24 protein-coding genes and 1 pseudogene are annotated in these 25,675 nt (G+C 69.3%); 10 read left to right on the top strand and 15 right to left on the bottom strand.

Features of this window, described 5'->3' with window-relative positions; all coding sequences use genetic code 11:
• Nucleotides 1-2: 2 nt before the first annotated feature.
• The gene (trkA, locus tag DV707_RS12350) at nucleotides 3-1,340 is read right to left on the bottom strand and encodes a Trk system potassium transporter TrkA (RefSeq protein ID WP_103991414.1); all 1,338 of its coding nucleotides are present in this window, start codon (nucleotides 1,338-1,340) and stop codon (nucleotides 3-5) included.
• 107 nt (nucleotides 1,341-1,447) lie between these two features.
• Entirely contained in the window at nucleotides 1,448-1,981 is a 534-nt protein-coding gene (locus DV707_RS12345; RefSeq protein ID WP_103991966.1) for an SRPBCC family protein, read from the bottom strand.
• 186 nt (nucleotides 1,982-2,167) lie between these two features.
• On the opposite strand from DV707_RS12345, the gene DV707_RS12340 reads away from it, so the two are divergent.
• The 3 genes from DV707_RS12340 (at nucleotide 2,168) to coaBC (ending at nucleotide 5,351) form a co-directional block, all read left to right on the top strand.
• Nucleotides 2,168-3,052, top strand: a complete 885-nt coding sequence (locus DV707_RS12340) for a DUF7551 domain-containing protein (RefSeq protein ID WP_103991415.1) — start codon at nucleotides 2,168-2,170, stop codon at nucleotides 3,050-3,052.
• A gap of 82 nt (nucleotides 3,053-3,134) precedes the next feature.
• A complete protein-coding gene (locus tag DV707_RS12335; RefSeq protein ID WP_103991416.1) occupies nucleotides 3,135-3,977 on the top strand; it encodes an FAD-dependent oxidoreductase in 843 nt (280 codons plus the stop codon).
• 174 nt (nucleotides 3,978-4,151) lie between these two features.
• Nucleotides 4,152-5,351, top strand: coding sequence for a bifunctional phosphopantothenoylcysteine decarboxylase/phosphopantothenate--cysteine ligase CoaBC (gene coaBC, locus DV707_RS12330; protein ID WP_103991417.1), 1,200 nt, complete (start codon nucleotides 4,152-4,154; stop codon nucleotides 5,349-5,351).
• An 82-nt stretch (nucleotides 5,352-5,433) separates the two neighbouring features.
• On the opposite strand, the gene DV707_RS12325 is transcribed toward coaBC, so the two are convergent.
• The 13 genes from DV707_RS12325 to DV707_RS12270 form a co-directional block, all read right to left on the bottom strand.
• Nucleotides 5,434-5,703 carry a hypothetical protein gene (locus tag DV707_RS12325; protein ID WP_136361874.1) on the bottom strand — a complete coding sequence of 90 codons (270 nt, stop codon included), beginning with the start codon at nucleotides 5,701-5,703 and terminating at the stop codon, nucleotides 5,434-5,436.
• Between the two features lie 104 nt (nucleotides 5,704-5,807).
• Entirely contained in the window at nucleotides 5,808-6,305 is a 498-nt protein-coding gene (locus DV707_RS12320) for an Lrp/AsnC family transcriptional regulator (protein ID WP_103991419.1), read from the bottom strand.
• 85 nt (nucleotides 6,306-6,390) lie between these two features.
• Complete coding sequence (locus tag DV707_RS12315; RefSeq protein WP_103991420.1) at nucleotides 6,391-8,604, bottom strand: universal stress protein; 2,214 nt, start codon at nucleotides 8,602-8,604, stop codon at nucleotides 6,391-6,393.
• 1 nt (nucleotide 8,605) lies between these two features.
• Nucleotides 8,606-8,770 carry a hypothetical protein gene (locus tag DV707_RS18475; protein ID WP_160113923.1) on the bottom strand — a complete coding sequence of 55 codons (165 nt, stop codon included), beginning with the start codon at nucleotides 8,768-8,770 and terminating at the stop codon, nucleotides 8,606-8,608.
• Nucleotides 8,771-8,999: 229 nt separating this feature from the next.
• Nucleotides 9,000-10,682, bottom strand: a complete 1,683-nt coding sequence (locus DV707_RS12310) for a Na(+)/H(+) antiporter subunit D (protein WP_394348348.1) — start codon at nucleotides 10,680-10,682, stop codon at nucleotides 9,000-9,002.
• A gap of 131 nt (nucleotides 10,683-10,813) precedes the next feature.
• Nucleotides 10,814-12,757, bottom strand: coding sequence for a proton-conducting transporter transmembrane domain-containing protein (locus tag DV707_RS12305; protein WP_103991422.1), 1,944 nt, complete (start codon nucleotides 12,755-12,757; stop codon nucleotides 10,814-10,816).
• Entirely contained in the window at nucleotides 12,754-14,292 is a 1,539-nt protein-coding gene (locus DV707_RS12300) for a proton-conducting transporter transmembrane domain-containing protein (protein WP_103991423.1), read from the bottom strand. The genes DV707_RS12305 and DV707_RS12300 overlap by 4 nt, the downstream gene beginning before the upstream one ends.
• The gene (locus DV707_RS12295) at nucleotides 14,285-14,644 is read right to left on the bottom strand and encodes a cation:proton antiporter subunit C (protein ID WP_103991424.1); all 360 of its coding nucleotides are present in this window, start codon (nucleotides 14,642-14,644) and stop codon (nucleotides 14,285-14,287) included. The genes DV707_RS12300 and DV707_RS12295 overlap by 8 nt, the downstream gene beginning before the upstream one ends.
• Nucleotides 14,641-15,168, bottom strand: coding sequence for an MnhB domain-containing protein (locus tag DV707_RS12290; RefSeq protein WP_103991425.1), 528 nt, complete (start codon nucleotides 15,166-15,168; stop codon nucleotides 14,641-14,643). The genes DV707_RS12295 and DV707_RS12290 overlap by 4 nt, the downstream gene beginning before the upstream one ends.
• Nucleotides 15,165-15,701: a DUF4040 domain-containing protein gene (locus DV707_RS12285; protein ID WP_103991426.1), complete on the bottom strand. Its 537-nt coding sequence runs from the start codon at nucleotides 15,699-15,701 to the stop codon at nucleotides 15,165-15,167. The genes DV707_RS12290 and DV707_RS12285 overlap by 4 nt, the downstream gene beginning before the upstream one ends.
• Nucleotides 15,702-15,703: 2 nt before the next feature.
• Nucleotides 15,704-16,039 (bottom strand): monovalent cation/H(+) antiporter subunit G, encoded by a 336-nt coding sequence (mnhG, locus tag DV707_RS12280; RefSeq protein WP_103991427.1) that lies wholly within the window; start codon nucleotides 16,037-16,039, stop codon nucleotides 15,704-15,706.
• The gene (locus DV707_RS12275) at nucleotides 16,040-16,324 is read right to left on the bottom strand and encodes a cation:proton antiporter (protein WP_103991428.1); all 285 of its coding nucleotides are present in this window, start codon (nucleotides 16,322-16,324) and stop codon (nucleotides 16,040-16,042) included.
• A complete protein-coding gene (locus DV707_RS12270) occupies nucleotides 16,324-17,439 on the bottom strand; it encodes a monovalent cation/H+ antiporter subunit E (RefSeq protein WP_103991429.1) in 1,116 nt (371 codons plus the stop codon). The genes DV707_RS12275 and DV707_RS12270 overlap by 1 nt, the downstream gene beginning before the upstream one ends.
• A gap of 314 nt (nucleotides 17,440-17,753) precedes the next feature.
• Between DV707_RS12270 and DV707_RS12265 the strand changes: the two genes are divergently transcribed.
• The 7 genes and pseudogenes from DV707_RS12265 (at nucleotide 17,754) to DV707_RS12235 (ending at nucleotide 25,628) form a co-directional block, all read left to right on the top strand.
• On the top strand, nucleotides 17,754-18,176 hold the full coding sequence (locus DV707_RS12265) for a type IV pilin (protein ID WP_103991430.1): 423 nt from the start codon (nucleotides 17,754-17,756) through the stop codon (nucleotides 18,174-18,176).
• 153 nt (nucleotides 18,177-18,329) lie between these two features.
• The gene (gene hpt, locus DV707_RS12260) at nucleotides 18,330-18,896 is read left to right on the top strand and encodes a hypoxanthine/guanine phosphoribosyltransferase (RefSeq protein WP_049987607.1); all 567 of its coding nucleotides are present in this window, start codon (nucleotides 18,330-18,332) and stop codon (nucleotides 18,894-18,896) included.
• Nucleotides 18,897-19,160: 264 nt separating this feature from the next.
• The gene (locus tag DV707_RS12255; protein WP_103991431.1) at nucleotides 19,161-21,023 is read left to right on the top strand and encodes an ABC transporter substrate-binding protein; all 1,863 of its coding nucleotides are present in this window, start codon (nucleotides 19,161-19,163) and stop codon (nucleotides 21,021-21,023) included.
• 38 nt (nucleotides 21,024-21,061) lie between these two features.
• A complete protein-coding gene (locus DV707_RS12250) occupies nucleotides 21,062-22,045 on the top strand; it encodes an ABC transporter permease (protein WP_103991432.1) in 984 nt (327 codons plus the stop codon).
• Nucleotides 22,045-23,370 (top strand): ABC transporter permease, encoded by a 1,326-nt coding sequence (locus DV707_RS12245; protein WP_103991433.1) that lies wholly within the window; start codon nucleotides 22,045-22,047, stop codon nucleotides 23,368-23,370. Before DV707_RS12250 ends, DV707_RS12245 begins: the two co-directional genes overlap by 1 nt.
• Before the next feature lie 3 nt (nucleotides 23,371-23,373).
• Nucleotides 23,374-24,246, top strand: a pseudogene (locus DV707_RS12240) (ABC transporter ATP-binding protein); the annotation flags it as partial.
• A gap of 41 nt (nucleotides 24,247-24,287) precedes the next feature.
• Nucleotides 24,288-25,628: an ABC transporter ATP-binding protein gene (locus DV707_RS12235; RefSeq protein WP_103991435.1), complete on the top strand. Its 1,341-nt coding sequence runs from the start codon at nucleotides 24,288-24,290 to the stop codon at nucleotides 25,626-25,628.
• Nucleotides 25,629-25,675 lie beyond the last annotated feature (47 nt).

The following is a 25,675-nucleotide window of genomic DNA, read 5'->3' as shown; positions in this document are numbered from 1 at the left end:
CGTCACAGTTTCGGCGCGATGTCGTCGACGACGTCGATGTCGCCGAAGACGACCACGTGGTCGCCGACCTCGACCACCGTGTCGCCGCGAGGGGTGACGAACTCCCGGTCCCGGGTGATCGCGCCGATCACGAGCCCGTCGGGGAGTTCCTGCATCGATTCCCGGATGGGACGGCCCGCGAGGATGCTCTCGGAGTCGACCTCGATTTCCAGCACCTCGGCCTTGTCGGACTCGATCAGCGCGATGTTCTCGGCCTCGCCGTCGCGGGTGAACCGCGAGATCTCCTCGGCGACGACGCTGCGGGGGCTCACGCCCACGTCGACGCCGACGGTCTCGAAGAGGTCGACGTAGTCGGCCGTGTCGATGATCGCGATGGTCCGCTCGACGCCCATCCGGGAGGCCAGAAGCGAGACGAGGAGGTTCTTCTCGTCGGAGTCCAGCGTCGAGACCACCACGTCCGCGTCGCCGACGTGCTCGCGTTCGAGGAACTCGATGTCCGTCGCGTCAGACTCCATCACGACCGACTTGGGGAGTCGCTCCGCGAGGTCGCGGGCGCGCTCCCCGTCGCGCTCGATGAGCCGGGGGCGGAAGCCGCGCTCTTCGAGCAGGCGCGCGACGTGGTAGCCGATCTCCGAGCCGCCGACGACGACGACCTCCTCGGCGGTCCCGGGCGACTCCTCGGGCGCGACCGAGCGGGCGAACTCCTGGACGCTCGTGGGCGAGCCGATGACGACGGCGCGGTCGCCCGGCTTGATCACCGTCTCCCCGCGGGCGATCTCCACGCAGCCGTTCCGCAGGATCGCGACGAACGTCAGCGAGTCGAAGCGGTCGGCCTCGGCGACGGTCTGGTTCGCGACGGGGCTGTCGTCGTCGACCTCGAACTCCGCCATCTGGACCTTCCCCCCCGCGAAGGGGTCGACGTCGCGCGCGGCGGGGAGGCCGATCATCCGGACGATCGACTTCGCGGCGAGCAGGTTCGTACAGACCATGAAGTCGACGCCGAAGGCGCGCTCGGAGCGCTCCCACGTCCTGAGGTACTCGGTGTTCTTCACCCGCGCGATCGTGAACGCGTCCGAGATCGCCTTCACCGTCGAGCAGACGACGATGTTCGTCTCGTCGTTGTCGGTCGAGGCGATCACCATATCCGTCTCCTCGATGCCGGCCTCTTCGAGCGTCGAGACGGACGTCCCGTCGCCGGTCACGCCGAGAACGTCGTAGGAGTAGTTCAGCTCCTCGACCCGCTCGCCGTCGCAGTCGACGACGATCACCTCGTGTGTGTCCGCGAGATCGGCCGCGATGCTCGATCCGACCTGCCCCGCGCCGACGATGACTACGCGCACGAGGGATCACCCGGATTCATTCTTTCAGAGTGTGCCCGACGCGGAGGTATTTCTCTTTCGGCATCGATCTCCGCTCTCGATCCGGGTATTCTACCGGCAGAGACGGCTCAGGACCGCCGTTCGACCGTGAGATCGACCGATCGCGGTTCGCCCTCCAGATCCGCGACGACCCGCTCGACGAGGCGCTCGGCCTCGCTCGTGATCGCGGGCTTGATCTTCTCTGCGACCCAGCCCAGCGAGACGAACCGCGGGAGGTCGATCCCGCGCTCGTTCGCCGAGCGGGGATCGTACGACACCTCGAAGGAGACACGAGAGGCCGCCTCGACGTCCTCCGGAGCGTCCTCGGGGACCTCCGCCAGCTCCTCGATCCGCCAGCGGCCGCTCGCGTCGAGGTTCTTCACGACCTCCCACTCGATCCGTTCGGGCGGGTCGACCGCGGTCACCTCCGATTCGACCGTGTAGGTGAGCTTCCACCAGGCGAACCGCATCGCGTAGCGCGTCCCCGCGCCGCCGTCGCCGCTGCGCCTGACGACGTCGCGGAGGTGCTTCGAGTACGCCGCGTACCGCGGGAAGTCGACGAGGAACTCGTAGGCCTCCCCGGCCGGGAGGTAGACCACCGTACTGACGACGAGTTCGTCCACGAGCATCGGTGGAGCGCGGGCGACGAAAGCGTTGTGGGCGGGACCGTAGACGGGTGGCGTCCGCCTCGATCCCGCTGTAACGGTCCCGGTCAAGCCGGCGCTCGTGAGGTACGAGCCGTGAGACCTGGCCTCACGGGAAGTGGGCGACCGGAACGTACTTGTTGAAGAACGATCATATCCGAACCGATGGTCGGGTCGACCCTTCGAGACATCAGCCGGCACGTCGACTGCCTCGCGGCGCCTGGCGGCCCCTACGCCGTCGTCTGCGGTCGAACCGGCTGCGAGCCCCACCCCGTCTCGGGACTTCGGTTCGACGACCGCGACACCGCCGCGGAGGCGGCGGAGGCCACCGCGGAGTACCGGGCGACGCTCAGACAGTACGACCCGCAAGTGCCGTTCTACGAGCCGCTGGTCCACGACATCGAGGACGGCCCCGGCGGCGTCTCCTCCGCGGCCGAGGCCGACGCTCGCCTGCGCTACCTCTCGTTCTGTCACGACGTCGCGGGCGCGACCTTCGAGGCCCTCTCCGATACGGGGCTTCGCGAGGTCGAGTCCGCGGCGATGGAGACGTACCTGACGCTCGCGGAGGTCGTCGACGACCGCGACGACTTCTGTCTCACGCTGCTGTGGAGCACGATGAGCGAACTCGCCTATCGCGCCTCGCGGCGACAACGGGTGACGGTCGTCGAGGACGCCGCCCGGTCGCTTCGCTGTCCGGACGCCCGGACGGCGATGCGTCCCGGGGAGGGGGTCCGCGCGACGATGTCGGAACTCGAACGCGTCGGCTTCGTCGACGGCGCGTCCGTCTCCGCCGGCGTCGACGACGACGTCTGGATCCTGACGTTCGGCGACTACGCGCTCGCGGAGCGGACGGGGCGGCTCCCGACGCTTCCGCTCTCGGTCGCGCTGGCGCGGCGGCTTCCGGACACGACGTTCCGGTTCGCGGCGGCGACGCCGCTCGGGGACCGCCGCTGGCGGCTTCGGGTCGAGATCGGCGACGGGCCGGGCGGTCTCGTCTCGGTCGACGCCACCGACGACGAACGGCTGTACGACACCGACTCCGAGTACTGACGGCGACCTCCCGACGGCGCGTTTCTTCGTTGCTCGGATCAAAACCGTGAGACTCACGGGAGTCGCTCGCTTTCCCGCGGGTATGTCCACCCGAGAGACCGATTCCGAGACCGCCGACGTCCTGGTCGGCGGCGGCGGCGTCGCCGGCCTGACGGCCGCGACGTTCACCGCCCGCGCCGGACTCGACACGACCGTCGTCGACACCGACGAGAGCATCCTCGCGCGGAACGCCCACCTGGAGAACGTCCCCGGATTCCCCGGCGGCGTCGACGCCAGACGGTTCCTCGACCTCCTCGTCGAACAGGCCGAGGAGAACGGCGTTCGGCGGCGAACGGGTCGGGTCACCGACGTCGAGCGGACGGATGAGGACGCCGACCCGTCGGACGGCGGCGAGTCCCACGGCGACGCCGACCCTTCGGACGGCGACGCCTTCGAGGTCAGTGCCGTCTCGGACGGCGGGGAGACGCGGACGTACCGCGCCGACGCCGTCGTCGCGGCGTCGTGGTCGGACGCCTCCTACCTGGACGGACTCGGCGTGGAGACCCGCGACGCCGGGTCGAAGACGTACGTCATCGTCGACGACCTCGGACGAACCGACGTCGAGGGGGTCTACGCCGCCGGTCGGTTGACCGAAAAGTACCACCAGGCGGTCGTCGCCGCGGGCCACGGCGCGGAGGTCGGCCTGACGGTCGTCCACGACTCCGAGACGCCCTACTACCACGACTGGGTGACGCCGGAGGGGTACTTCACCGACCGCGGGCGGGAGGTCCCGCCGGGCTGTGAGGAGATCGACGCCGCAGAGCGCGAGCGGCGCGACGCCGAGTCCCGCGACCGGATGCGCGAGGCGTTCGAGGGGCCGCACCCGGAACCGCAGCGGACTCACCCGAGCCTCGTCGACGACGAACTCGGCCGACTCGACGAGTAACGGGCGAATCGCCGCGCGCACGATCCCGATCTCGACCCGTATAGACACCCTCTCGGCCCGTATAGACACCTTCTCGATCCGTATAGACTCCCCCGATCAGCTCACGGTCCGACCGCTGTCCACCGGGTCGGCGGAACGGGGAGTTTTACACGCGTGCCGTCGAAGAGTCGACCGATGTTAGACGGGGTCAACGTCGCGCTCGGCGTCTCGGGCAGCATCGCGGCCGTGAAGGTGGTCGAACTCGCCCACGAGTTGCGACGGCAGGGCGCGGCGGTCCGCGGCGTGATGACCGAGAGCGCGCAGGGCATCGTTCACCCCTGGGCCGTCGAGTTCGCCACCGGGAACGACGTGGTGACGGAACTGACCGGGAGCGTCGAGCACGTCGAACTCTGCGGCCGCGAGGGATGGGCCGACGTGCTGCTGCTCGCGCCCGCGACGGCGAACACGGTCGGCAAGATCGCCGGCGCCGTCGACGACACGCCCGTGACGACGTGCGCGACGACCGCACTCGGCGCGGACCTGCCCGTCGTCGTCGCGCCCGCGATGCACGAGCCGATGTACGACCACCCGGGCGTGCTGGACGCCATCGAGCGCGTGGAGTCCTGGGGCGTCGACTTCGTCGACCCGCGGATCGAGGAGGGGAAGGCGAAGATCGCGACCGAGGCGGCGATCGTGACCGCCGTCGCCCGCGCGACCACGGAGCAGTCGCTCGCGGGGCGACGCGTCGTCGTCACCTCGGGGGCGACCGCGGAGTCGATCGACCCCGTGCGGATCATCACGAACCGCGCGTCCGGGAAGACCGGCCGCGCGGTCGCCCGCGCGTGCCGCGTCCGCGGGGCCGACGTCACCCTCGTCCACGACGGCGGCGACGTCCACTACGCCGAGACGGTGACCGTCGAATCCGCGGCGGAGATGCGCGAGGCCGTCCTCGACGCCGTCGGCGGTGATCGCGGCGGTGACGGATCCGACGAGGGCGACGCCCCCGCCGCCGACGCCCTCGTCTCGGCGGCGGCGATCTCCGATTACACCGTCGAACGCGCAGACGAGAAACTCCGCTCGGGGGAGTCGCGGACGCTCGATCTCGAACCGACCCCGAAGCTCATCGACGGCGTGCGCGAGGCGTACCCGGACCTTCCGATCGTTGGCTTCAAAGCCGAGACGTCGGGCGACGACGGCGAGATGATCGAGGCCGCGCGCGGGATCCTGACGCGGTCGGACCTCGCGTTCGTCGTCGCCAACGACGCCTCCGTGATGGGCGACGACGAGACGCGGACGCTGTTCGTCGACGCGGCCGAGTCGGTCGAGTTCGCGGGAACGAAGGCGGAACTCGGCGGCGAGATCGCGAACCGTCTCGCGACGACGCTCCGGGACTGACCGCGCCCGCGACGACCCTCGGGACTGATCACGTTCGCCGACGGATTCCGGACCGACGGCGTCCGCGACGACCCCGCCTCGCTCACTCCCGCGCGACCGCGTTCGCGTCCGCGATCACCTTGTACACGAAGCCGATCAGGCCGCCGAGGACGGCCACGAACCCGGCGAGGAAACAGACCGCCGCCAGCAGTTGCCCCACGAACCCGGCACCGCCCCCGCGGAGCGCCCACCCCGACGCGAACCACCCGCCGAGGAGCACCGCTACGTACCCGGCCAGCACGGCGAGATACAGGAGGAGCATCTCACGTCCGAGCGCGTATCCGAGCGCATCCCTCGCGGTAACGACTGTCATACCCTACTGCTTGCCGCGAGTCCGGAATCAATGTGTCGCCACGGGCGGTCACGTCGGCGACGTCGCTTCTCGGCCGTCGTTCGGCCCGCTCGCTCCCCCTTACATCACTCGCCCGGATCGTCCCGGTCGCCCTCGGAACCGCAGGAATCGAACGCGCTGTAGGGGTTCGTGTACTCGTTTCTGATGATCTCCTCTTCGACGATCTCGAAGCCGAGCGAGTTGAGCTCGCGGCCGATCCGGCTCAGGTCGTCGCTGTCGCGGCCGACGGCGGTGATGTGGACGTTCTCGTCGCCGGTCATGATCTCTCTGACGGAGAGGACGCCCTCGACGTCGAGCGCCCGCTCGGCGAGGCGTTCGCGCTCGGGGATCGGCGCGGTGCAGAAGATGATCGTGTAGAGCTGAAAGCCCATCTTCTCGTAGTCGACGTCGACGTGGGTCCCGCGGATGATCCCCTCGGATTCGAGCTTCGAGATCCGGTTTCTGACGGTGCTCGCCGAGACGCCCTTCGCCTCCGCGATGTCGCTGCTGGAGGTGTGCCTGGCGTCTCTCTGGAGCGCGTAGACGATGTAGCGATCGAGGTCGTCGAGGTCGACAGCGGCCATACACTGTGTGCAAATCGAACCATAAATAGGTGTTGTGCTCCTCGACGGGGGAATTTCCGAGGGCAGCCAGGGCCGAGCGTCCAAATCAGAAGAGGCGTCGCTGGACCGTCCGAGCGATCCGACCGCGCAGTTCGGACTCCTGTTCGTGGACGACGAGCACGGGGCGGTCGGTTCCGGTGAGGTACGCCGCGATGGCGTCGTTGGTCCGCTCCGACGCGCTGACGACGATCAGGTCCGCGGTTTCGAGGCCCCTCGCCGAACCCGCTCCCGACGCGGTCCCGAACGGCACGCAGCTCTCGACCGGCACCGAACAGAGCGCCGCGACCGCCGCGTGGTAATCTTCCAGCGTCTTCTCTTCGATGTCGGAGGCGTCCGGCCGGCCCGCGTAGGCGAGCGTGATCGATCCGCCGGCGGCGGCGGCGAGCGCGTCCGCGACGGCGATCTTCGTCGGGTCGTAGGGGCCCTCGTCAGAGAGGACGCCCACGACCTCGAACTCGCCCAGTCCGTTCGCGCCCGCGTTCAGGAGCGCCACGTCGCAGGGGGCGTGGCGGAGCACCCACTCCACGTCCGAGCCGAACAGGAGTCCGCGGAGTCCCGACGCGGGTGCGGCCTCCTCCATCAGGAGCACGTCCGCGTCCTCGTGGTCGGCGTAGTTGACGACCGCGTGGCGGACGTCGTGACAGACGATCGTCCCGCTGCTCACGGGTACCTCGAACTCGGCGTCGAGTTCGGACGTCTGCGCCTCGAACTGTACGTCCGCGGGCGACTCCGTCTCGGAGGCGTAGGTCAGCGACACCTGATCGGGGACCTGCTCGAACCGCGCGACGACGACCTCGCCGTCGTTCGCGCGGGCGACGTCGGCCGCGACGCGAACGAAGGCGCGCTCCTCGGCCTTCGTGACCTCGTGGTCCAGCGCGACCAGCACCCGGTAGTCGCGCTTGGACTCGTCGATCGTCTCCCGCGTCCGGTCGACGGCGTTGCGGCCGACCTGCCGGCGGACGGCGTCGACCGCCGCGCCCTCGCGGTCGACGCGGTCCCGGCCGTAGACCCCGAACCAGCCGATTCCGGCCGCGATCAGGACGACTGCTCCGACGAGCGGGACGGTCCCCATCTGCGTCAGCAACACGACTCCGCTGACGACGCCGAAGATCTGAATCCAGGGGTACAGCGGCGCGGTGAACGACGGCTCGTACGCCGCGCTCCCCTCGCGGAACGCCACGACGGCGAGGTTTATGAGGACGAACACGAGGATCTGGAACGCGCTCGCGAGCTTTGCGATCTCCAGTAAGGGGACGAACGCGATGAGGAGGAGTAGCACGACGCCGGTGAGCGTGATCGAGTTCGACGGCGTCCCGAAGCGGTCGCTGATCGACGCCATCAGGTCCGGGACGAGGTCGTCGCGAGCCATCGCGAAGGGGTACCGCGACGACGAGAGGATTCCCGCGTTCGCGGTGCTCACGAGCGCGAGGATCGCCGCCAGGACGACGGCCGCGACGCCGGCGGTCCCCAGCGTCGCCTCCGCGGCGACCGCGACGGGGGTGGCGCTGTCGGCGATGCTCGCGGGGTCGGCGACGCCGAGCATCACCGTGACGATGAGCGCGTAGAGGACCGTCGTGAACGCCAGCGATCCCAGGATGCCGATCGGGATGTTCCGGTCCGGATCGGAGACCTCCTCGGCGACGCTCGCGACCTTCGTGACGCCGGCGTAGGAGACGAACACGAGGCCGGTCGCCTCCAGCAGGCCGCCGATCCCGCCCCGGAGGAACGGCGTGTAGTTCGATCCCCGCAGAGCGGGGACGCCGCCGAGCACGAACCAGACGAGCGCGGCCAGCATCACGACGACGATGCCGACCTGCAACCGACCGGTCTGTTTCGCGCCCAGCAGGTTCACCACGACGAGGAGGGTCGCCAGCGCGAGCGCGACGGGCGTGGTGACGCTCGGGGGGACGTCGAAGAGAAGCAGCAGGTACGGTACGCCGCCGACGAGCGCGAGCGCGCCCTTGAACGAGAGCGCGAACCAGGTGCCGATGCCCGCGACGGTGCCGAGGAGCGGGCCCATCCCGCGCTCGATGAACAGGTAGGTCCCGCCCGCCTCGGGCATCGCGGTCGCCATCTCCGACTTCGAGAGCGCCGCCGGCAGCACGAGCACGCCGGCGACGACGTACGCGAGGATGACCGCCGGCCCGGCGATGTCGACCGCGAGCGCGGGCAGGATGAAGATGCCGCTGCCGACCATCGCGCCGACGCTGATCGCCAGCACCGCGTAGAGTCCGAGGTCGCGTTCGAGTTCCTTCGGCACGTCAGTTCACCACCGTCGGGACGAGGCCGTCCCCTCGCGCGGCGCGCTCCCGGAAGCGCGGGACCGCTTCCACTCCGCGTCGGGGGACTGTCCGTCCGGTGTCCGCCGGCGTTGGGACCAGCGAGGCGTCGCTCCGGCCGTCGTCAGCGGATGTGTGTCCTCTCATCGTGTCGTGTCACACGGGACGGCACTCGTGGCAGTCACGTACTCGTCGTAGCGGACAGAACCGGTTAAATATTGCGTGTAGCTGTTGATCCGTCCTCCAATCCTACATAATTTATCGATCCGTTGTAGATCTGGTGTCGAACCCGCCGGACTCGACTCGCCGTGAGGCCGACCGGCGCGCCCGCTACTCGCCGGTGAACGGATAAATCGGAGGAACGCGGACTACGGGATCAGAACAGTCCGAGGAGCGTCGCCGCGAGCACGACCAGCACGAGGAGCACGCTCGTGGCGATGCTCGCCCGGAGGCTCCCCGGACGGAGCGCGTCCTCGTCCCCGCCGACGAGCGCGGACAGCGGCCCACGGACCGCTCCGTACGGGTCGCCGGCCGCGGCCAGCGACCGTCTGGCGGCCTCGACGGCCAGCCGGTCGACGGCGGCGAAGAGGTCGGTGACGCCCCGCACCAGACCGCGCATCCCGTAGAACGTCGCCGGTTCGATCACGGCGTCGACGTCGATCCCGGGACCGATCTTCGACAGCGGCTTCTTGAGGACCGCGAAGCCGACGACGCCGAGCGCCGCCAGCGCGAAGCCCTCGCCCAGGTGACCGAGCGTGAAGGGGTGAGCGTCGGCGGTGCTTCCGGGCAGGAGCGCGAACAGCGCGTCGGGGTACAGGCCGAGCGCGACACACAGCGACGCGACGCCCAGCATCGCGACCCGCTGGCCGGTGACCGACCGCCTCAGGTTCCACGTCCCTTTGCCCTCCTTGAGGAACGCGTAGTAGCCGAACTTGATGAAGGACATGAACGTCCCCACGCCCGCGGCGAGCAGGATGTAGAAGATCCCGTCCAGGTGCTCCTTGTGCGCCGCCGCGGTGATCATCCCCTTGCTCACGAAGCCGTTGAAGCCGGGGAAGCCGCTGATCGACAGCGCCGCGACGGTGAAGGCGAGCGCGGTCACCGGGAGCGCCCGCCCCAGGCCGCCGAGGTACTTCAGGCTCTGCTCGTCCGTCCGCGCGATCACGACGCCCGCGGTCATGAAGAGCAGCGCCTTGTAGAGGATGTGGTTGAACACGTGCGCGAACGCGCCGGCGGTCGCGAGCGCCGTCCCGACGCCGACGCCCGCCACCATGTACCCGACCTGCGACTGGATGTGATAGGAGAGCAGCCGCCGCATATCGTTCTGTAAGAGCGCGTAGACGACGCCGACGAGCGCCATCGCCGCGCCCATATACGCGATCGCGAGGTTGCCCTCGGGGAAGGCGCGGGCGAGGCCGTAGACGCCGGTCTTCGTGGTGTACACCGAGAGGAAGACGCTCGCGGCGACGTGCGGCCGCGGGTACGTGTCGGGCAGCCAGGTGTGCAGGCCGACGAAGCCGACGTTGACGCCGATGCCGACGGCGGCGAGCGCGGCCGGAATCCCCGCGACGATGCCGTCGCTGGCGCTGAAGAGGAACGACCCCACCTCGGTGTAGTGCCAGACCACCGCGGCCATCAGCAGGCTCCCGCCGAGCCCGTGGTAGACGGCGTAGCGGAAGCCCGCGCGGACGGCCTCGCCGCCGTAGTCCCACACGAGGAGGGTCGAAGTGACGGCCATCAGCTCCCAGAAGAAGACCATCGTCAGCCAGTCGCCGGCGAAGACGGCGCCGACGCTCGTCCCGACGTAGCCGAGCGCGAAGGCGGTCTGTCGGTTCCCGGCGTCCGAAGAGTACGAGTACAGCACGGCGGCCGCGCCGATGAACCCGAAGATGACGCCCATCAGCTTCGAGAAGGCGTCGACGTTGAACAGGACGGCGTCGAAGCCGAGGAAGGTCGTAGAGAGGTACGTTCCCGCCGGCGCGAGGAGCGTCCAGACGGCGACGCCGCCCGTCGCGAGGACGCCCAGCGCGTGGCCGAGTTTCCGCGAGAGGAACGGCATCACGAGCGCGACGGCGAGGACGACGAACGCCGGCGGGACGGCCGTCGGCACGTCGGCGGTCGGGATCGACACCGACGGTTCGCTGGCGAGGATCGCGCCCGTCGCCAGCGCCGAGGAGAGGGCGGCGCTCATCAGAGCACCACCCCCGTGACCTCGAAGAGCACGCGCTCGATCAGCGCGAGGAAGACCATCCCGCGGGGTGCGATGCCGAGCGCGACGGCCCCGGCGGCGGCGGCGGTGATCGGCCCGAGCATGAACCACGTGCTCTCCTCGCCGAACCCGCGGCGCTCCCACCCGGCGGCCGGTGGCCCGCCGTGGTGGTGGTCGTGGTCGTCGTGCGTCTCGCCGGCGAGGTCCTCGTCGACGTCGTCGCCCTCGCGGGCGTCGCGGTCGGCTTCGTCGTCCGTCGAGTCCGCGCCGAGGTGATCGCTCGGGTGCCGATCGACCGCGTACTCGCCCTCGATCCGGGCTTCGATCTCGACCTGGCTCTCTTCCTCGGAGGGCTCGATATCCGGTTCGACCCGCCCGGCCGTGTCGACCGGGACGCCGGTGTCGGACTCCTCGGCGGTGTCGACGAACGCCTCGGGGTCGATTCCCTCCTCGACGGACTCGTCGGGCCGCCCCTCGCTCGCGACGTCGGGGTCGTCTGCCGTCTCGTCGGCGTCACTCGGACGCTCCCCGCCGTCGGCGCGGAGCCGAGTCCCGCCGATCGGGAACTCGACCAGCGGCTTGGCGTCGGAGTCCTCGGGCGTCTGGAAGAACGCCTGGTAGACGATCGGCCAGAAGTAGCCGATGTTCAGGAGCCCCGAGGTGAGCAAGACGAGCGCGAAGATCGCGTTTCCGCCGTCGATACTCCCGATCAGGAGGTACCACTTGCTGACGAAGCCGGCCAGAAGCGGCAGCCCGGCCATCCCGAGACTGGCGACGCCGAAGGCGGCCATCGTGAGCGGCATCCGCTTTCCGATCCCGGCCATGTCGCTGATGTCGTCGGTGTGGGTCTCGACGTGGATCGCGCCCGCACAGAAGAACAGGGTGAGCTTCATGAAGGCGTGCGCCGGGATGTGGAGCAGCCCGCCGACGAGCGCCGCGGGCGAGAGCAGTCCCAGGCCGAGGACGATGTACGAGAGTTGACTGATCGTCGAGTACGCCAGCCGGCGCTTCAGGTTGTCCTGGCGCAGGGCGATGACGCTGGAGACGACGATAGTGACCGCCGCGACCGCGGCCAGCGGCAGGCCCACGCCCAACTGCTGGACCGTCTCGGGTCCGAACACGTCGAGGACGACGCGGGCGATCCCGAACACGCCGCTCTTGACGACCGCGACCGCGTGCAGCAGTCCCGAGACGGGCGTCGGCGCGACCATCGCGTCCGGCAGCCACGAGTGGACGGGGATGAGCGCGGCCTTCACGCCGAAGCCGCCCGCGAGCAGCGCGAACGCCGCGCGGGCGACCACTGGGTCGGCGGCCGCCAGGTCGGCGATGCCGCCGGGAGTGAACGCGACGGTGCCGGTCGTCCAGAAGACGAGGATCGTCCCCGCCAGCACCGCGACCCCGCCGCCGAAGGTGTACGTCAGGTACTTCCGACCCGCCGCCCGCGCCTCGTCGCTCTCGTCGTGGGCGACGAGCGGGTACGTCGCGACCGTCAGCAGTTCGTAGAAGACGTACAGCGCGACGAGGTTCGACGCGAACGCGACGCCGATCGCCGCGCCGACGCTGCCCGCGAAGGCGGCGAAGTATCTGGTCTGAGAGTGCTCGTCGAGCCCGCGCATGTAGCCGATGCTGTAGAAGCTCGTGACGAGCCAGAGCGTGCTCGCGAGCAGCGCGAAGATCATCCCGAGCGGGTCGGCGTGCAGCGTGAGGTCGACGCCGGGGACGAACGTCCCCAGTCGCGAGACGTGGACCGTCCCCGACAGCGCCGCGGGCACGAGGCTGGCGACGACGCCGAACGTCGCGAGCGCGGTGAGGATCGTGAAGCCCTCCCGAATGTCCGGTCTCCGGTGCGATGCGACGATCGTGAGAATGCCGAGAGCGGGGAGTAACACCGCCGCAAGCGGCCTGAGAGAGTCGATTTCGCTCATTCGAAGTACACCTCCAGAACCGGTTCGAAGACGGAAACGAGGTCGGTCGCGAACAGCCCCAAGACCACGGCACCGACCGCGGCGGCGACGACCACGAGTCGGGCCTCGATCGAGACTCCCGACTCCCCGGACGGTGCGGCCTCCGAGCCGCCGTCGGAGGCCAGTACGCCGTCGCTCGCGGCGTCAGCCGACGCGTCGGCGTCGGCGACCGCTCCGGACGCTGGCGCGTCCTGGAAGTACATCCGCTCGACGACGCGGGCGAAGTACGCGAGCGTGAGTAGCGTGCTCACGACGGCGACGCTCGCGACGCCCCAGCGGCCGCCCTCGACCGCGCCGAGGACGATGTGCCACTTGCCGGCGAAGCCGACCGCCGGCGGGACGCCAACCAGGGCGAACGCGAGAACCGCGAACGCGGCGCTCACAATCGGGGCGCGCTCGGCGACGCCGGCGAAGTCGTCGACGGTGCGGCCGCCCGCGACGCCCGCGAGCGCGCCGACGCCGACGAAGAGGCCGGCCTTCATGATCGCGTGGCCGACGAGGTGGATCAGCCCCCCCGTGACGGCCGTCGTGTTCGCGACGGCGAAGCCGGCGATCACCAGGCCGAACTGCGCGACCGAGGAGTACGCCAACATCCGTTTGAGGTCCGACTGCAACACGGCGAGGACCGATCCGACGACGACGCTGACCGACGCGAGGATCACGAGCGCGTCGAGCGCGAAGGGAACGGCGGCGTCGAAGGCGGGCGTGAACACGGCGTAGATCACGCGGAACAGCGCGTACGCCGCGGCCGTCGAGACGAGCGCGGAGATGTAGGCGGTGACGCTGTCGGGCGACTCCGCGTAGGCCCCGGGCTGCCAGGTGTGCAGCGGGAAGAGCGCGGCCTTCACCGCGAGGCCGACGACGAGGAGGCCGAAGCCGGTCAGCACCAGCGGCGAGTCGTAGCCGACCGAGGGGATCGTCGCCGCGAGGTCGGCCATGTTCAGCGTCCCCGTCGAGACGTAGAGGTAGCCGACGCCCAGCAGGTACAGCGACGCCCCGATCGTCCCGACGAGGAGGTACTTCAGGCTCGCCATCGCCGCGGCGGGCGAGCGGCCGGTCGCGACCAGCGCGTACGTCGCGAGCCCGGTGATCTCGATGAACACGTAGAGGTTGAACAGGTCGCCGGTCACGAAGACGCCCGAGATGCCGGCCGTGAGCAAAAGTAGGCCGCTGTAGAACCCGCTCGTGTGCGGCCCGGCCGCCCGGGCGTAGAGGACGACGGCGAGCGTCACGGCGGACACGAGGACGACGAGCGTCGCGGACACGCCGTCGGCGACGAGTTCGATCCCGAACGGCGGCGCGTAGTCGCCGACGGCGTAGGAGAACGCACCGGTGGCGAAGACCTGGCCGGCTACCGTCAGCGACAGTCCCAGGTGGACCAGCGCGGCCGCGGCGGCCGCGACCCACCCGCTGCGGTTCCACGCCTTCCCGACGGCGATCGGCGCGAGCGACAGGACGATCGGGACGACCACGAGCAGCGCGATGGCGTCAGTCATTCAGTTGCACCTCCCGGATCGCCTCCTCGTCGAGGGTCCCGTAGGCGTCGTAGATGCGGACGATCAGCGCGAGCGCGACCGCCGTCAGGCTGACGCCGACGACGATGGCCGTCAGGATGAGCACGTGCGGCAGCGGGCTCGCGTAGGGGCCGGAGCCGTGGCCGACCAGCGGCGGTGCCGCGCCGTCGACGTAGCCGCTGGTGACGAAGAAGAGGAAGATCCCGACCTGGAAGACGTTCAGCCCGATGACCTTCTTCACGAGGTTCGAACTGGCGGTGACGGCGTACAGGCCGATGCCGACGAGCGCGACGAACACGAGGTAGTTGTAGTGCGTCGAGAGGAGGTCGATCACGCGCGCTCACCCCCCGTCGCGGCGGCGTCGACCTCGGGCTCTCCGTTCGACTCCGCGTCGCCGCCGTCGTGTTCGGAGACGACCTCGAAGTCGCCCCGAGCGAGGCTGAAGAAGAGGCTGATCAGGACGCCGGAGACGACCGCGCCGATCCCGAGTTCGACGAGTTCGATGCCGTACTTCACGCCGTCGGACCCGAACCCGTACGCGGGGTACTCGAGGAACGCCCCGCCCGCGGCCAGCGCACCGAGGCCGACGAAGGCGAACGTCGCGCCGCCGACCGCGATCGTGATCCGCAGAAGCGGGCCTTCGAGCCACGCTCGGGTCGGTTCGATGCCGAACGCGAAGGCCAGAAGCAACACGGCGGCGGCGACGATGACGCCGCCCTGGAAGCCGCCACCCGCCGAATCCGCCCCGTGGAACATCACGAACAGTCCGAAGGTGAAGACGAACGGGACGACGATACGGACGGTCGTCATGATGATCGTACTCTCGACGTAGGTTCCGTTTGGTTCCGATTGACTCATACGTAGGCCTCCTGTCGAAGGACGAGAAGGACCGCGACCCCGGCGGCGATGACGACCGTCGCCTCGCCGAGGGTGTCGAATCCGCGGTAGGCGGCCAACACGGCGGTAACGACGTTCTCGACGCCGGTCTCCGGGTATGCGTTCTGCAGGTAGTACTCCGTGACCCGCGACGTCGCGACCGGCGAGTCGGCCGCCCCCACGGCCGGCAGGGACCGCACGGTCGCCAGGAGCGTCCCGACGAGCACGGCGACGACCGCGACCGACCGCCACTCGACCCGTTCGACGAGCCGCTGCCCGCCGGGCCGGACCGTCTTCGCGATGGTCACGAGGAAAAACACCGTCGTGATGCCGGCGCCGACGGCCGCCTCCGTCAGGGCGACGTCGGGCGCGGCGAGCAGGACCCACGCGACCGCGATCCCGAAGCTGAACGCGGCGAAGGCGATGATCGCGTTGAGGACGTCGCGGAGGAACGTCGCCGCCAGCGCGGCGAACACGGAGAACGTGAGCGCGGCGTAGAGCGCGACCGACTCCATCGTCACTCCTCCCCCTCCGTTGCTCGCGGTGCAGCGTCGTCTCTCGTCCACGGCGTGATGTCCTGATCGTACGCCGCGCGAGTGATCGCGTGGGCCGCCGTCGGGTTCGTCACGAACAGGAACAGCCCCAGAACGACGGTCTTCGCGACGGCGAGATCGGCGCCGAAGACGAGGGCGACGCCGCCGAGCGTCAGGATGATCCCGAGGGTGTCGCTCTTCGACGTCGCGTGCGCCCGGGTGTACAGGTCGGGGAGGCGGATGATCCCGACGACGGCGACGAGCCCGAAGAACGTCCCCGCGGCGACGAGTGCGATGACGAGCAGTTCGGTGACCGTCATCTAGATCACCCCCCCGCGCTCGACGGTGAACTTCGAGATCGCGATGCTCATGAGGAAGTTCAACATCCCGTAGACGAGCGCCACGTCGAGGAATCCGGGCTGGTCGAGCGCCGCGGCCAAAAGCGCGAGCACGACCACGGCGTTCGTCCCGATGGCGTTGACCGCGATGACGCGGTCCTGCATCGTCGGGCCGGCGACGATACGGTAGACCAACACGACCGCGAAGAGGACGAACGCGCCCGCGGCACCCAGAAGCACCGCGTCGACGAGTCCGGAGGCGACCATCACTCGGCACCCCCGTTCGAGTCGGCGTCCGAGTCGGTAACCGACTGACCGTCGGCCTCGGTGTCGTCGTCGACGCGAGCGATGCTCCCGCGCTCAGTCGGCGTCGGGATCCGCGCGCCGCCGCGGCCGTAGTACACGAAGCGAACTGCCCGTTCGAGGCCGCCGGCGGCGAGGTCGTCGCGGGCGTCACCGGTCAGGGTGTGGATCTTCAACCCGTCCCGGTCGACGTCGACCGTCAGGGTCCCCGGCGTGAGCGTGATGCTGTTCGCGAGCGTCGTCACGGGGAGGCCTCCCCAGACGGCGGCCCGGAACCGCCGCATCTCGGGATCGATCGGGAGGTCCGGATGGAGGATGATGTACGCGATCACGAGGTTCGCCTTCACGATCTCCCAGACGAGATACGGAACGAAGAGCCCCATCCGGAGCACTCGGAGCGTGCTCCGTTTCAGGGCCGGCGAAGTGACGAACGTGACGTTCGAGAAGACGACCGCCGAAAGCGCCGCCGTCAGCCCGCCGGTGGCGAGGTTGAACGTCGTCAGCGATCCCGCCACGAGCAGGTAGAACGCGAAACTGACGCCGAAGGTCGCGACCGCCTTCGAGATCGTCGCCCGCGAGACGAGGCGCGTTCGGGTGGTCTGCCGCTCGACCGGGGCCTCCTCGACGGCGAGGTCAGACCGCGTCAGTTCCACCTCGAACGGCCGGAGCATCGGGGCGCTCCCGCCGGGCTGAAACTCGGGGTCGACGACGACGCGGTCCAGGCCGACCTCCCGGGCGTACTCGACGAGTACGCTCGCGAAGTCGCCGGGGCTGAACAGGTATCGGTCGGCCCCGACGATCGCGGTCTCGATGTCGACCGGGAACGGCTCGTCCTCGTCGTAGTCCAGATCCTCCTCCGCCCAGACCCGCACGCGTTCGAGCAGGTCGTTCGCGGCGGTGGCATCGTCGCCGGAGTCGCCGTCGAGGGTCCGCCAGCGGGCGGGGTAGACGAAATGGACGGTCGCGTCCTCGCCCGCCTCCGCGCCGGATCTCGCCTCCCGAAGCGCGTACGCGACGGTGTTCCGGACAGTCGAGGACTCGCCGACCGGCACGAGGATGCGAGAGCTGCCGTCCCCCATCAGCCACCACCCGCCTCGCTCGACGCCGACCGTTGCCCGTCGGACTCTCGGCTCATACGTTACTGTACCGTTACTAAGGGGGTCAAATACGTCTTCCGCTCTCCGGCTACGCTGTTCTCGAATCGACAGCCGTATTTTAAATATGGGTGCGGAACTGTCCGAATATTCGTGTCCTTTCGCCGAGAGTGCGGTGCGTTCCCCGACCGGAACCGACGGCCGACGGTCCGCATCGGCGAACGTACGAGAATAACACGATGAGTCGTGTTAGTCCTGGTCCATACGCGTTTATATCCTCACAGATCGTATAAAATACTATGAATATAATCCAATTGTTCAAAGACGAGAAGGCGGTCTCTCCGGTCATCGGCGTGATCCTGATGGTCGCGATCACGGTCATCCTCGCGGCCGTCATCGGCACGTTCGTGCTCAACCTCGGACAGGGACTCAACCAGAGCGCCCCGCAGGCGAGCTTCGGCTTCGATTACACCAACGACTCCGTCGACGTGACTCACGAGAGCGGTGACACGATCGACGCCGAGCGGTTGAACGTGACCTCGTCGGTCGAGTTGACGGAGACGACATCGTTCGCTGACTCCGTCGGTGCCGGCGACACCGCGACGTACGAAATCAGCGGAAACGACGAGTGGTCCGGGCAGACCGTCCGCGTCGTCTGGGAATCCCAGGACGGGTCCTCCTCGGCGACGCTGAGCCGCTCCACCGCCCCGACGATCAACTGATACTGGTTCGTCGACCCCGAGTCGCCTCTTTTCCGATCGGTCCGAACGTTTCCGCCGCTCCATTATGCGATCCGACGCCACACACCGTGTTGCGTCGTGTACCGGAGCGTACCGAACCGCCAGTTTTTATTTTCGACCCGGAGAACCCACGACATGGACCAACTGCGGCAGTCGCTCCTCGAGGCCCCGATCATCGAGAAAGGCGAGTACGAGTACTTCGTCCACCCGATCAGCGACGGCGTCCCGATGCTTCGGCCGGAACTCCTCCGCGAGATCGTCATCAAGATCATCCGGAAGGCCGAGATCGACGACGTCGACAAGATCGTCACGCCGGCGGCGATGGGGATCCACATCTCCACCGCCGTCTCGCTTATGACCGACATCCCGCTCGTCGTCATCCGCAAGCGCCAGTACGGCCTCGAGGGCGAACAGCCGCTGAGTCAACAGACCGGCTACTCCGAGAACGAGATGTACATCAACGACGTCGAACCGGGCGATCGTGTGCTCGTCCTCGACGACGTGCTCTCGACGGGCGGCACGATGCGCGCGGTGCTCGACGCGCTCGATCACATCGGCGCGGACATCGTCGACACCGTCGCCGTCATCAAGAAGGCCGGTCCCAACGAACTCGACGACAGCGGCCACCACGTCAAGACGCTGATCAACGTCCGCGTCGAGGACGGCGAGGTCGTCATCGTCGACGAACACGGCGACGACTGACCCCGGTCCCGTCGGGCGAACAGCCGTGAGAGACGTCGCAGTCCCGGAACCGCGCACTTCCAGGACCGGATACGGCCGAACCACATTTCGCGAACGGGGTGCGACCGACCGTGTGACGACCCGCACGCCGCGTCGGATCCGGACGATGTCTCCGGTTCGGACTCCCGGTTCAGAGCCTCGATTTCGGGTAATACGAGCGACATAACCTACGATTTTGCTGAGGTGATCGAAGGGTATTTGAACGGATAGTCGCACGTAGACGCTATGCCATCCGGTACCGATCCAGTCGCGGGGGGACCGACCGATCGGGCCGCTCGGTCCCGCCGGTCTTTTCTGTCGCTTCTCGGTCTCGGCGGTGCGGCGACGCTGGCGGGGTGCAACGCCCCCGGGGGCGGCGACGGAACTCCCGACGGCAGCGTCACCACCGGCGACGGTGCCCCCGAGCGCCCTCACTACGTCGAGGGCACGGCGACCGGGACGCAGACCCTGAACTTCCTCTCCGTCGACGACACCCCCTCCGCGAACCGCGTCGCGTTGGCGCTCGACGGCGCCTACGCGATCACGCCCGACCAGGAGATCTTCCCGCTGTGGGCGGACGTCTCGACCGACGAGGGGCGGGTCTACACCGTTGAACTGCGAGAGGGCCTGGAGTGGGGCGCGGGGTACGGAGGGATGACCGCCGAGGACTGGGTGTATATGATCACCGAGGTGTTCCAGGCAGACCCCAACTGGGCCGGCTTCCCGAACCCGGGCGACTGGCGGCGCGGCGGCGAACCGATCCCGGTCGAGAAGACCGGCACGCGCTCGTTCGAGATCCGCCTGCCGTCGGTCGATCCGGCGTTCCCGCTGCGGCCGATTATGTGGGGGGCGTTCTGTATGCCGAAGGGCCTCATCGAGCGGTACCGTCCGGACGGGGATCAGGAGGGACTCCAGCGGGACGAGGAGGTCCAGACCCTGGCGTACGCCGGGAATCTGGGACCCTACAGCTTCGAACGCTGGGACCGCGGGTCGGCGTTCGTCGCCGTCAGGAACGACGACTACTACCTCCGCGAAGCAGAGGACGTCCCCGAGGAGTGGCGGGAGGCCCCGTACTTCGACTCTTACACCTACCGGGTCGTCCCCGAGGAGAGCAGTCGGCTCTCCGCGCTCCGCTCGGGCGAACTCACCGCGACCGACGTCCCCGAGACCCGAGTCGAACAGCTCGAGGGGCTCGACGACGTCGACGTCAGGGTGTTCCCGCAGGCGTACATGACCTCGCTCGTCTACAACCAGCGCGCCAACGGATCCTTCTACGAGGCGCTTCGGAAGCCGGCCGTCCGCCGGGCGCTGGCGCACGCGGTCGACAAGCGCTCGATCGTCGAGGACGTCCTCCGGGGGTACGCGACGGTCGCGCACACCTTCCAGCCGACGTTCTCGAAGTGGTACGCTGACGACGAGGTGACCGAGTACGGGGTCGGCGACGCCTACAGCCACGAGCGGGCGCGGGAACTCCTCGCCGCGAACCTCGGATCGACGCCGTACCGCTACGACGGCGATCGGGTCGTCGACGAGGAAGGCGAGCAGGTCACGCTGGACCTGGTCTTCGCGCAGGGGTCCCAAGCGGTGGAGACGACCGCCCAGATCGTCGCCCGGGAGTACGACGCGATCGGCCTCGACGTCGAACTGTCCGGCAAGCAGTACGGGACGCTGGTCGAACAGCACCTCTACAACGGCTGGCAGGGCGACGGCGAACCGCCGTGGGAGGCCGGTCCGTACAACGGCGGTCCACGCGACGGCTCGGTGAGCCAGCGGCCGTGGGACCTCGTGCTCGGGATCACGTTCAACACCTACCCGCGGACGCCCTCCGCGATCCGGGGGTTCACCGTCGAGCGCGGCGGCATCAACTTCTACGGCTACGTCCCCGAGACGGACTTCGCCTCGCTGTTCGAGACGGCCACGGGGACCGTCGAGGCGGACGCGCGCCGGGAGACGTTCGAGGAGATCTTCGGCGCGCTCTCGGCGGAACAGCCGTTCAACTTCCTCAATATGGGCGTCGAGATCGTGGGCTACGACAGCGCCGTCGAGGGCCCCGAAGAGGTCTTCGGCCACACGTGGGACCGGAACACGTGGCGGCTGGATTCGACGTGAACTGACTCCGGGAGGAGATCCATCGGAGCGAACCACAGATGGGACTGAAACGATACACCGCGCGCCGGATCGCGTGGGCCGGCGTCGTCGCCGGCCTCATCCTGACGGTCACGTTCGTCCTCCTCGATCTCGCACCCGACTCGCAACTGGCGCGCGTGCAGTTTCGAGCCGCCGCGAGCGGGGGGAGCGCCGAGGCCGCCGCGGAGGCGTACGCCCGACGACGAGGGCTGGACGGACCGCTGTGGGCGCGCTATCTCGACTACCTCGCGAACCTCGCGACCGGCGACTGGGGGTGGTCGGACACCCGCTCTCAGCCCGTGACCGAGGCGATCCTGACGGCGCTCCCGTACTCGCTTATGTACACCGTCCCCGCGGTCCTCGCCTCGACGACGCTCGGGATCGCGATCGGCCTGTACTCGGCGTTCAACCAGTACACCAAGACCGACTACGCGGCCACGTTCGTCGCGTTCTTCGGGATCAGCGTCCCGAACTTCTGGTTCGGGATCGTCCTGCTCTTGGTCTTCGCGGTCCATCTCGGCTGGGTTCCCGTCCTCTTCGACGCGGAGTTGGCCCGGACGCGAACGTTTTCGCTCGCGAACGCCCGGCAACTGGCGCTCCCGGTGTTCGTCCTCGCGACGAGCGCGATCGCGGGGACGATGCGCTACGCCCGCGCCGAGGCGCTGGAGTACGTCCGCGCGGCGTTCGTCAAGACCGCGCGGGCGAAGGGCGCGAGCGAGTGGCGGATCCTCACGCGACACGTCCTCCGGCCGACGCTCGTCCCGCTGTCGACGATCCTCGTCGGCGACCTCCTCGGCGTGATCCTCTCGGCGTCCTACCTCGTGGAGGTCGTCTTCGGCATCCCCGGCCTCGGCCGACTCAGCCTCGAAGCCATCCGCCGCCAGGACACCGCCCTCGTGCTCGGAACGACGCTCCTTCCGGCGTTCGTCGCGGTGATCGGAAACCTCCTGCAGGACCTCGCGTACGCGGTCCTCGATCCGCGGATCGAGTACGGTGATCGCTGATGTGGGAGCGCGACGGTCTCGACGGCGGGCCCGACGACGGCGTCGAGGTCGACGAAGACGGCGACTCCGACGGTTCTGGCGGCGAACGGGTACGCTTCGGGGGCGACGACCCGGCACGGGACGAAGAGGGCGATGATTCGGAACGGGAACGCTTCGAGGACGTCGACTGGGACGCGATCGACGAGGCCGAGGGCGGTCTCACGCGAACGCGACTCGCCGCAGTCGTCGCAGCCGGCCTCTACGCGCTCGCGCTCGCGTACGACCTCGTCGTCGCCGGCGACGACCCGACGGTCGCGTTCGGCGTCGGCCTCCCGTGGCGCGCGACCGACGCCGCCGTCGTCTGGGACGTGACGGCCGTCGACTGGCTGTTCGTCGCGACGCTCCTCGCTCTCGGCCTCTCTCTCACACCGCTGGCGCGGAACCGGCGGCTGACCGCCCACTACTGGCGGCGCTTCCGACGGCACACGCCCGCCGTCCTGAGCCTCTGGTACCTGCTCGCGATCCTCCTCCTCGGCACGGCGGGCACGGCGTTCCTCGAACAGCCGACGCTCGACGTCGCCGCCGCGTACCAGCCGCCGGTCTTCCTGAGCGTCGACGCCTCGGTTCCCACCGAGTGCGTCGGCCCCGTCGTCGACGGTCGGTGTCGGGGCACCTGGGAGTACCCCCTCGGGACGACCGGAAACGGCCGGGGACTCCTGACGCTCGCGATCTACGGGATGCGCGTCAGTATGCAGGTCGGGCTGATCGCGACGCTGATCTCGGTCTCGATCGCGACGGCGGTGGGCACGACGGCCGCCTACGCCGGCGGGTGGGTCGACGAGGCCCTGATGCGCTACGTCGACGTCCAGCAGACGTTCCCGACGTTCTTCCTGTTTCTCTTCTTGGCCTACCTCTACGGCGGCAGCCTGTTCGCGCTGATCGTCATCTTCGGGGTGACCGGCTGGGGCGGCATCGCGCGGATCGTCCGCAGCGAGGCGCTCCAGCGACGGCAGGAGGGCTACGTCGAGGCCGCGCGCATCTCGGGGGCCTCGACGCTTTCGGTCGTCCGCCGGCACGTCGTCCCGAACGTGTCGAACTCGATCGTCACCGCGGCGACGCTGAACATCCCGTTTCTCGTCCTCTCGGAGGCGGCGCTGTCGTTCATCGGCCTCGGCGACGTGACGCTCCCCTCCTGGGGGCAGACCATCGCGGCGGGTCGCGGCGACCTCGGGACCGCGTGGTGGGTCTCGACGGTCCCCGGGCTGTTCCTCTTCGCGACGATCCTGGCGTTCAACTTCCTCGGCGACGCACTCAGAGACGCGCTCGACCCGCGACAGGAGGTGTGATTGATGGGAGACACCGATGAACCGGGCGCTGGGACCCCCGACGGGTCACCGGCCCCCGAAGACGCGAACGGGCCACCGGATTCCGAAAACGCTTCCGAGCCGCTTCTCAGCGTCGAGAACCTCCAGACGCGGTTCCACACCGACGCCGGAACGACCCGCGCCGTCGACGGCGTCTCCTTCGAGGTCGCCCGCGGCGAGACGGTCTGTCTCGTCGGCGAGTCCGGGAGCGGAAAGACCGTCGCGAGCGAGTCGATCACGCGGCTGATCCGGGAACCGCCCGGAGAGATCGCCGGCGGCACCGTGCGGTTCGACGGTATCGACCTCCTGTCGCTGTCGACGTCGGAACTCCGGGAGGTCCGCGGCGGGCGGATCGCCCACGTGTTCCAGCATCCGCAGGGGTCGCTCAACCCCGTCTACACCGTCGGCTGGCAACTGATCGAGGCGGTCCGACTGCACTCGGACCTCACGAAGGCCGAGGCGAGAGCCCGCGCAGTCGACCTGCTGGACCGGGTCGGGATGCCGAACCCCGCCGGTCGGCTCGACGACCACCCGCACGAGCTCTCCGGCGGTCAGCAGCAGCGGGTCGCGATCGCGATGGCGCTCGCGGGCGATCCCGACCTCATCATCGCCGACGAGCCGACGACGGCGCTCGACGTCACGATCCAGTCGCAGGTGCTCGGGCTCCTCGACGGGATTCGATCCGAACTCGGGGTGGCGGTTCTCCTCGTGACCCACGATCTCGGCGTCGTCGCCGAGGTGGCGGACCGCGTGGTCGTCCTCCGCGACGGCGACGCGGTCGAACGCGGCGACGTCTCGAAGATATTCGAGCGTCCCTCGCACCCGTACACGCGACGGCTCCTCGATTCGGTTCCCGGCTGGGACCGCACCGGGACGACCGACCGGGAGGGCGAGGACGGATGACCGCCGAGACGCCGCTCCTCGACGTCCGCGACCTCGCGAAACACTACCCCGTCACCGAGGGGGTCTGGAACCGCGAGGTCGGCCGCGTGCGTGCGGTCGACGGGATCGACCTCACCGTCGGCCGCGGCGAGGCGGTGGGCCTCGTCGGCGAGTCGGGCTGCGGGAAGTCGACCGCGGCCCGCACGATGCTCCGGATCGAGGAGCCGACCGGGGGGACGGTCCGGTTCGACGGCGAGGACGTCACGGGCTACGACCGGGAGCGGCTGAAGCGCTTCCGCAGACGGGCGCAGTTGATCCTCCAGGACCCGGCGTCGAGCTTCGACCCGCGACGGTCGATCGGCCAGTCGGTCGCCGAACCGCTCGACGTCCACGGGATGACCGATCGGGACCGACGCCGCCGGCTCGTCGAGGGGACGCTCGAACGCGTCGGTCTCTCGCCCGACGCCGCCGACCGGTACCCACACGAACTCTCCGGCGGGGAGAAACAGCGGGCGGCCCTGGCCCGCGCGCTGATCGTCGATCCCGACCTGCTGGTCGCCGACGAACCGGTCTCCGCGCTGGATACGCCCACCCAGGCCGACGTGCTCGACCTCCTGGACGGCCTCCGGGCCGAACTCGGTCTCGGTGTGCTCCTCATCAGCCACGACCTGCGCGTGGTCCGGGATGTCTGCGACCGCGTCGCGGTGATGTACCTCGGCGAGGTCGTCGAATCGGGTCCCGTCGACGCGGTGTTCGACGACCCGCAGCATCCCTACACGCGGGCCCTCCTGGCCTCGGTTCCGGTCCCCGATCCGACGGTCTCGCGGCCGTCTGTCGACTTGGTCGGCGACGTCCCCGACGCAGCGGATCCGCCGTCCGGCTGTCGGTTCCACACGCGGTGTCCCGCGGTCGTCCAGCCGGCGTCGTACGATTTCGACGAGGACGTCTGGCGGCGGATCCACCGGCTCCGAACGCGGCTCTCCGGCGACGACTCGGCCGTCGACGTCGACGCGGTTCGAGCGCGCGTCGCGGCCGGCGTCGGGGACGATGCGGACAGCCCCCCGAACGAGGAACGTTCGGACGCCGTTCCCGACGAGGCCGTTCGAGCTGCGCTTCGGCGGGAGTTCGGGCTTCCGGACCGCCTCTCCGACCCCGAGGCGGACGCGGTACTGGACCGCGCGCTCGCTCGGCTCGCGTCGGGAGAGTGCGAGGCGGCCGCGTCGTTGCTGGCGTCGGAGTTCGGGACCGTCTGCGAGCGCTCGACGCCGACGAAGCGGTCGATCTCGGCCGAGCACGAGGCGGCCTGTCACCTCCTCGACGACGGCCACGGATCGGACGACGGCCACGGATCGGCGTGACTCGCGCGAACGTCGAGCAGCGAAGTAGCAGAGAGGTTGATGAGCTT

This window comes from Halobellus limi, from assembly GCF_004799685.1.
Lineage (GTDB): Archaea > Halobacteriota > Halobacteria > Halobacteriales > Haloferacaceae > Haloquadratum > Haloquadratum limi.
The sequence above is the reverse complement of the archived record's forward strand: the minus strand, read 5'-3'. Positions and strand labels throughout refer to the sequence as shown.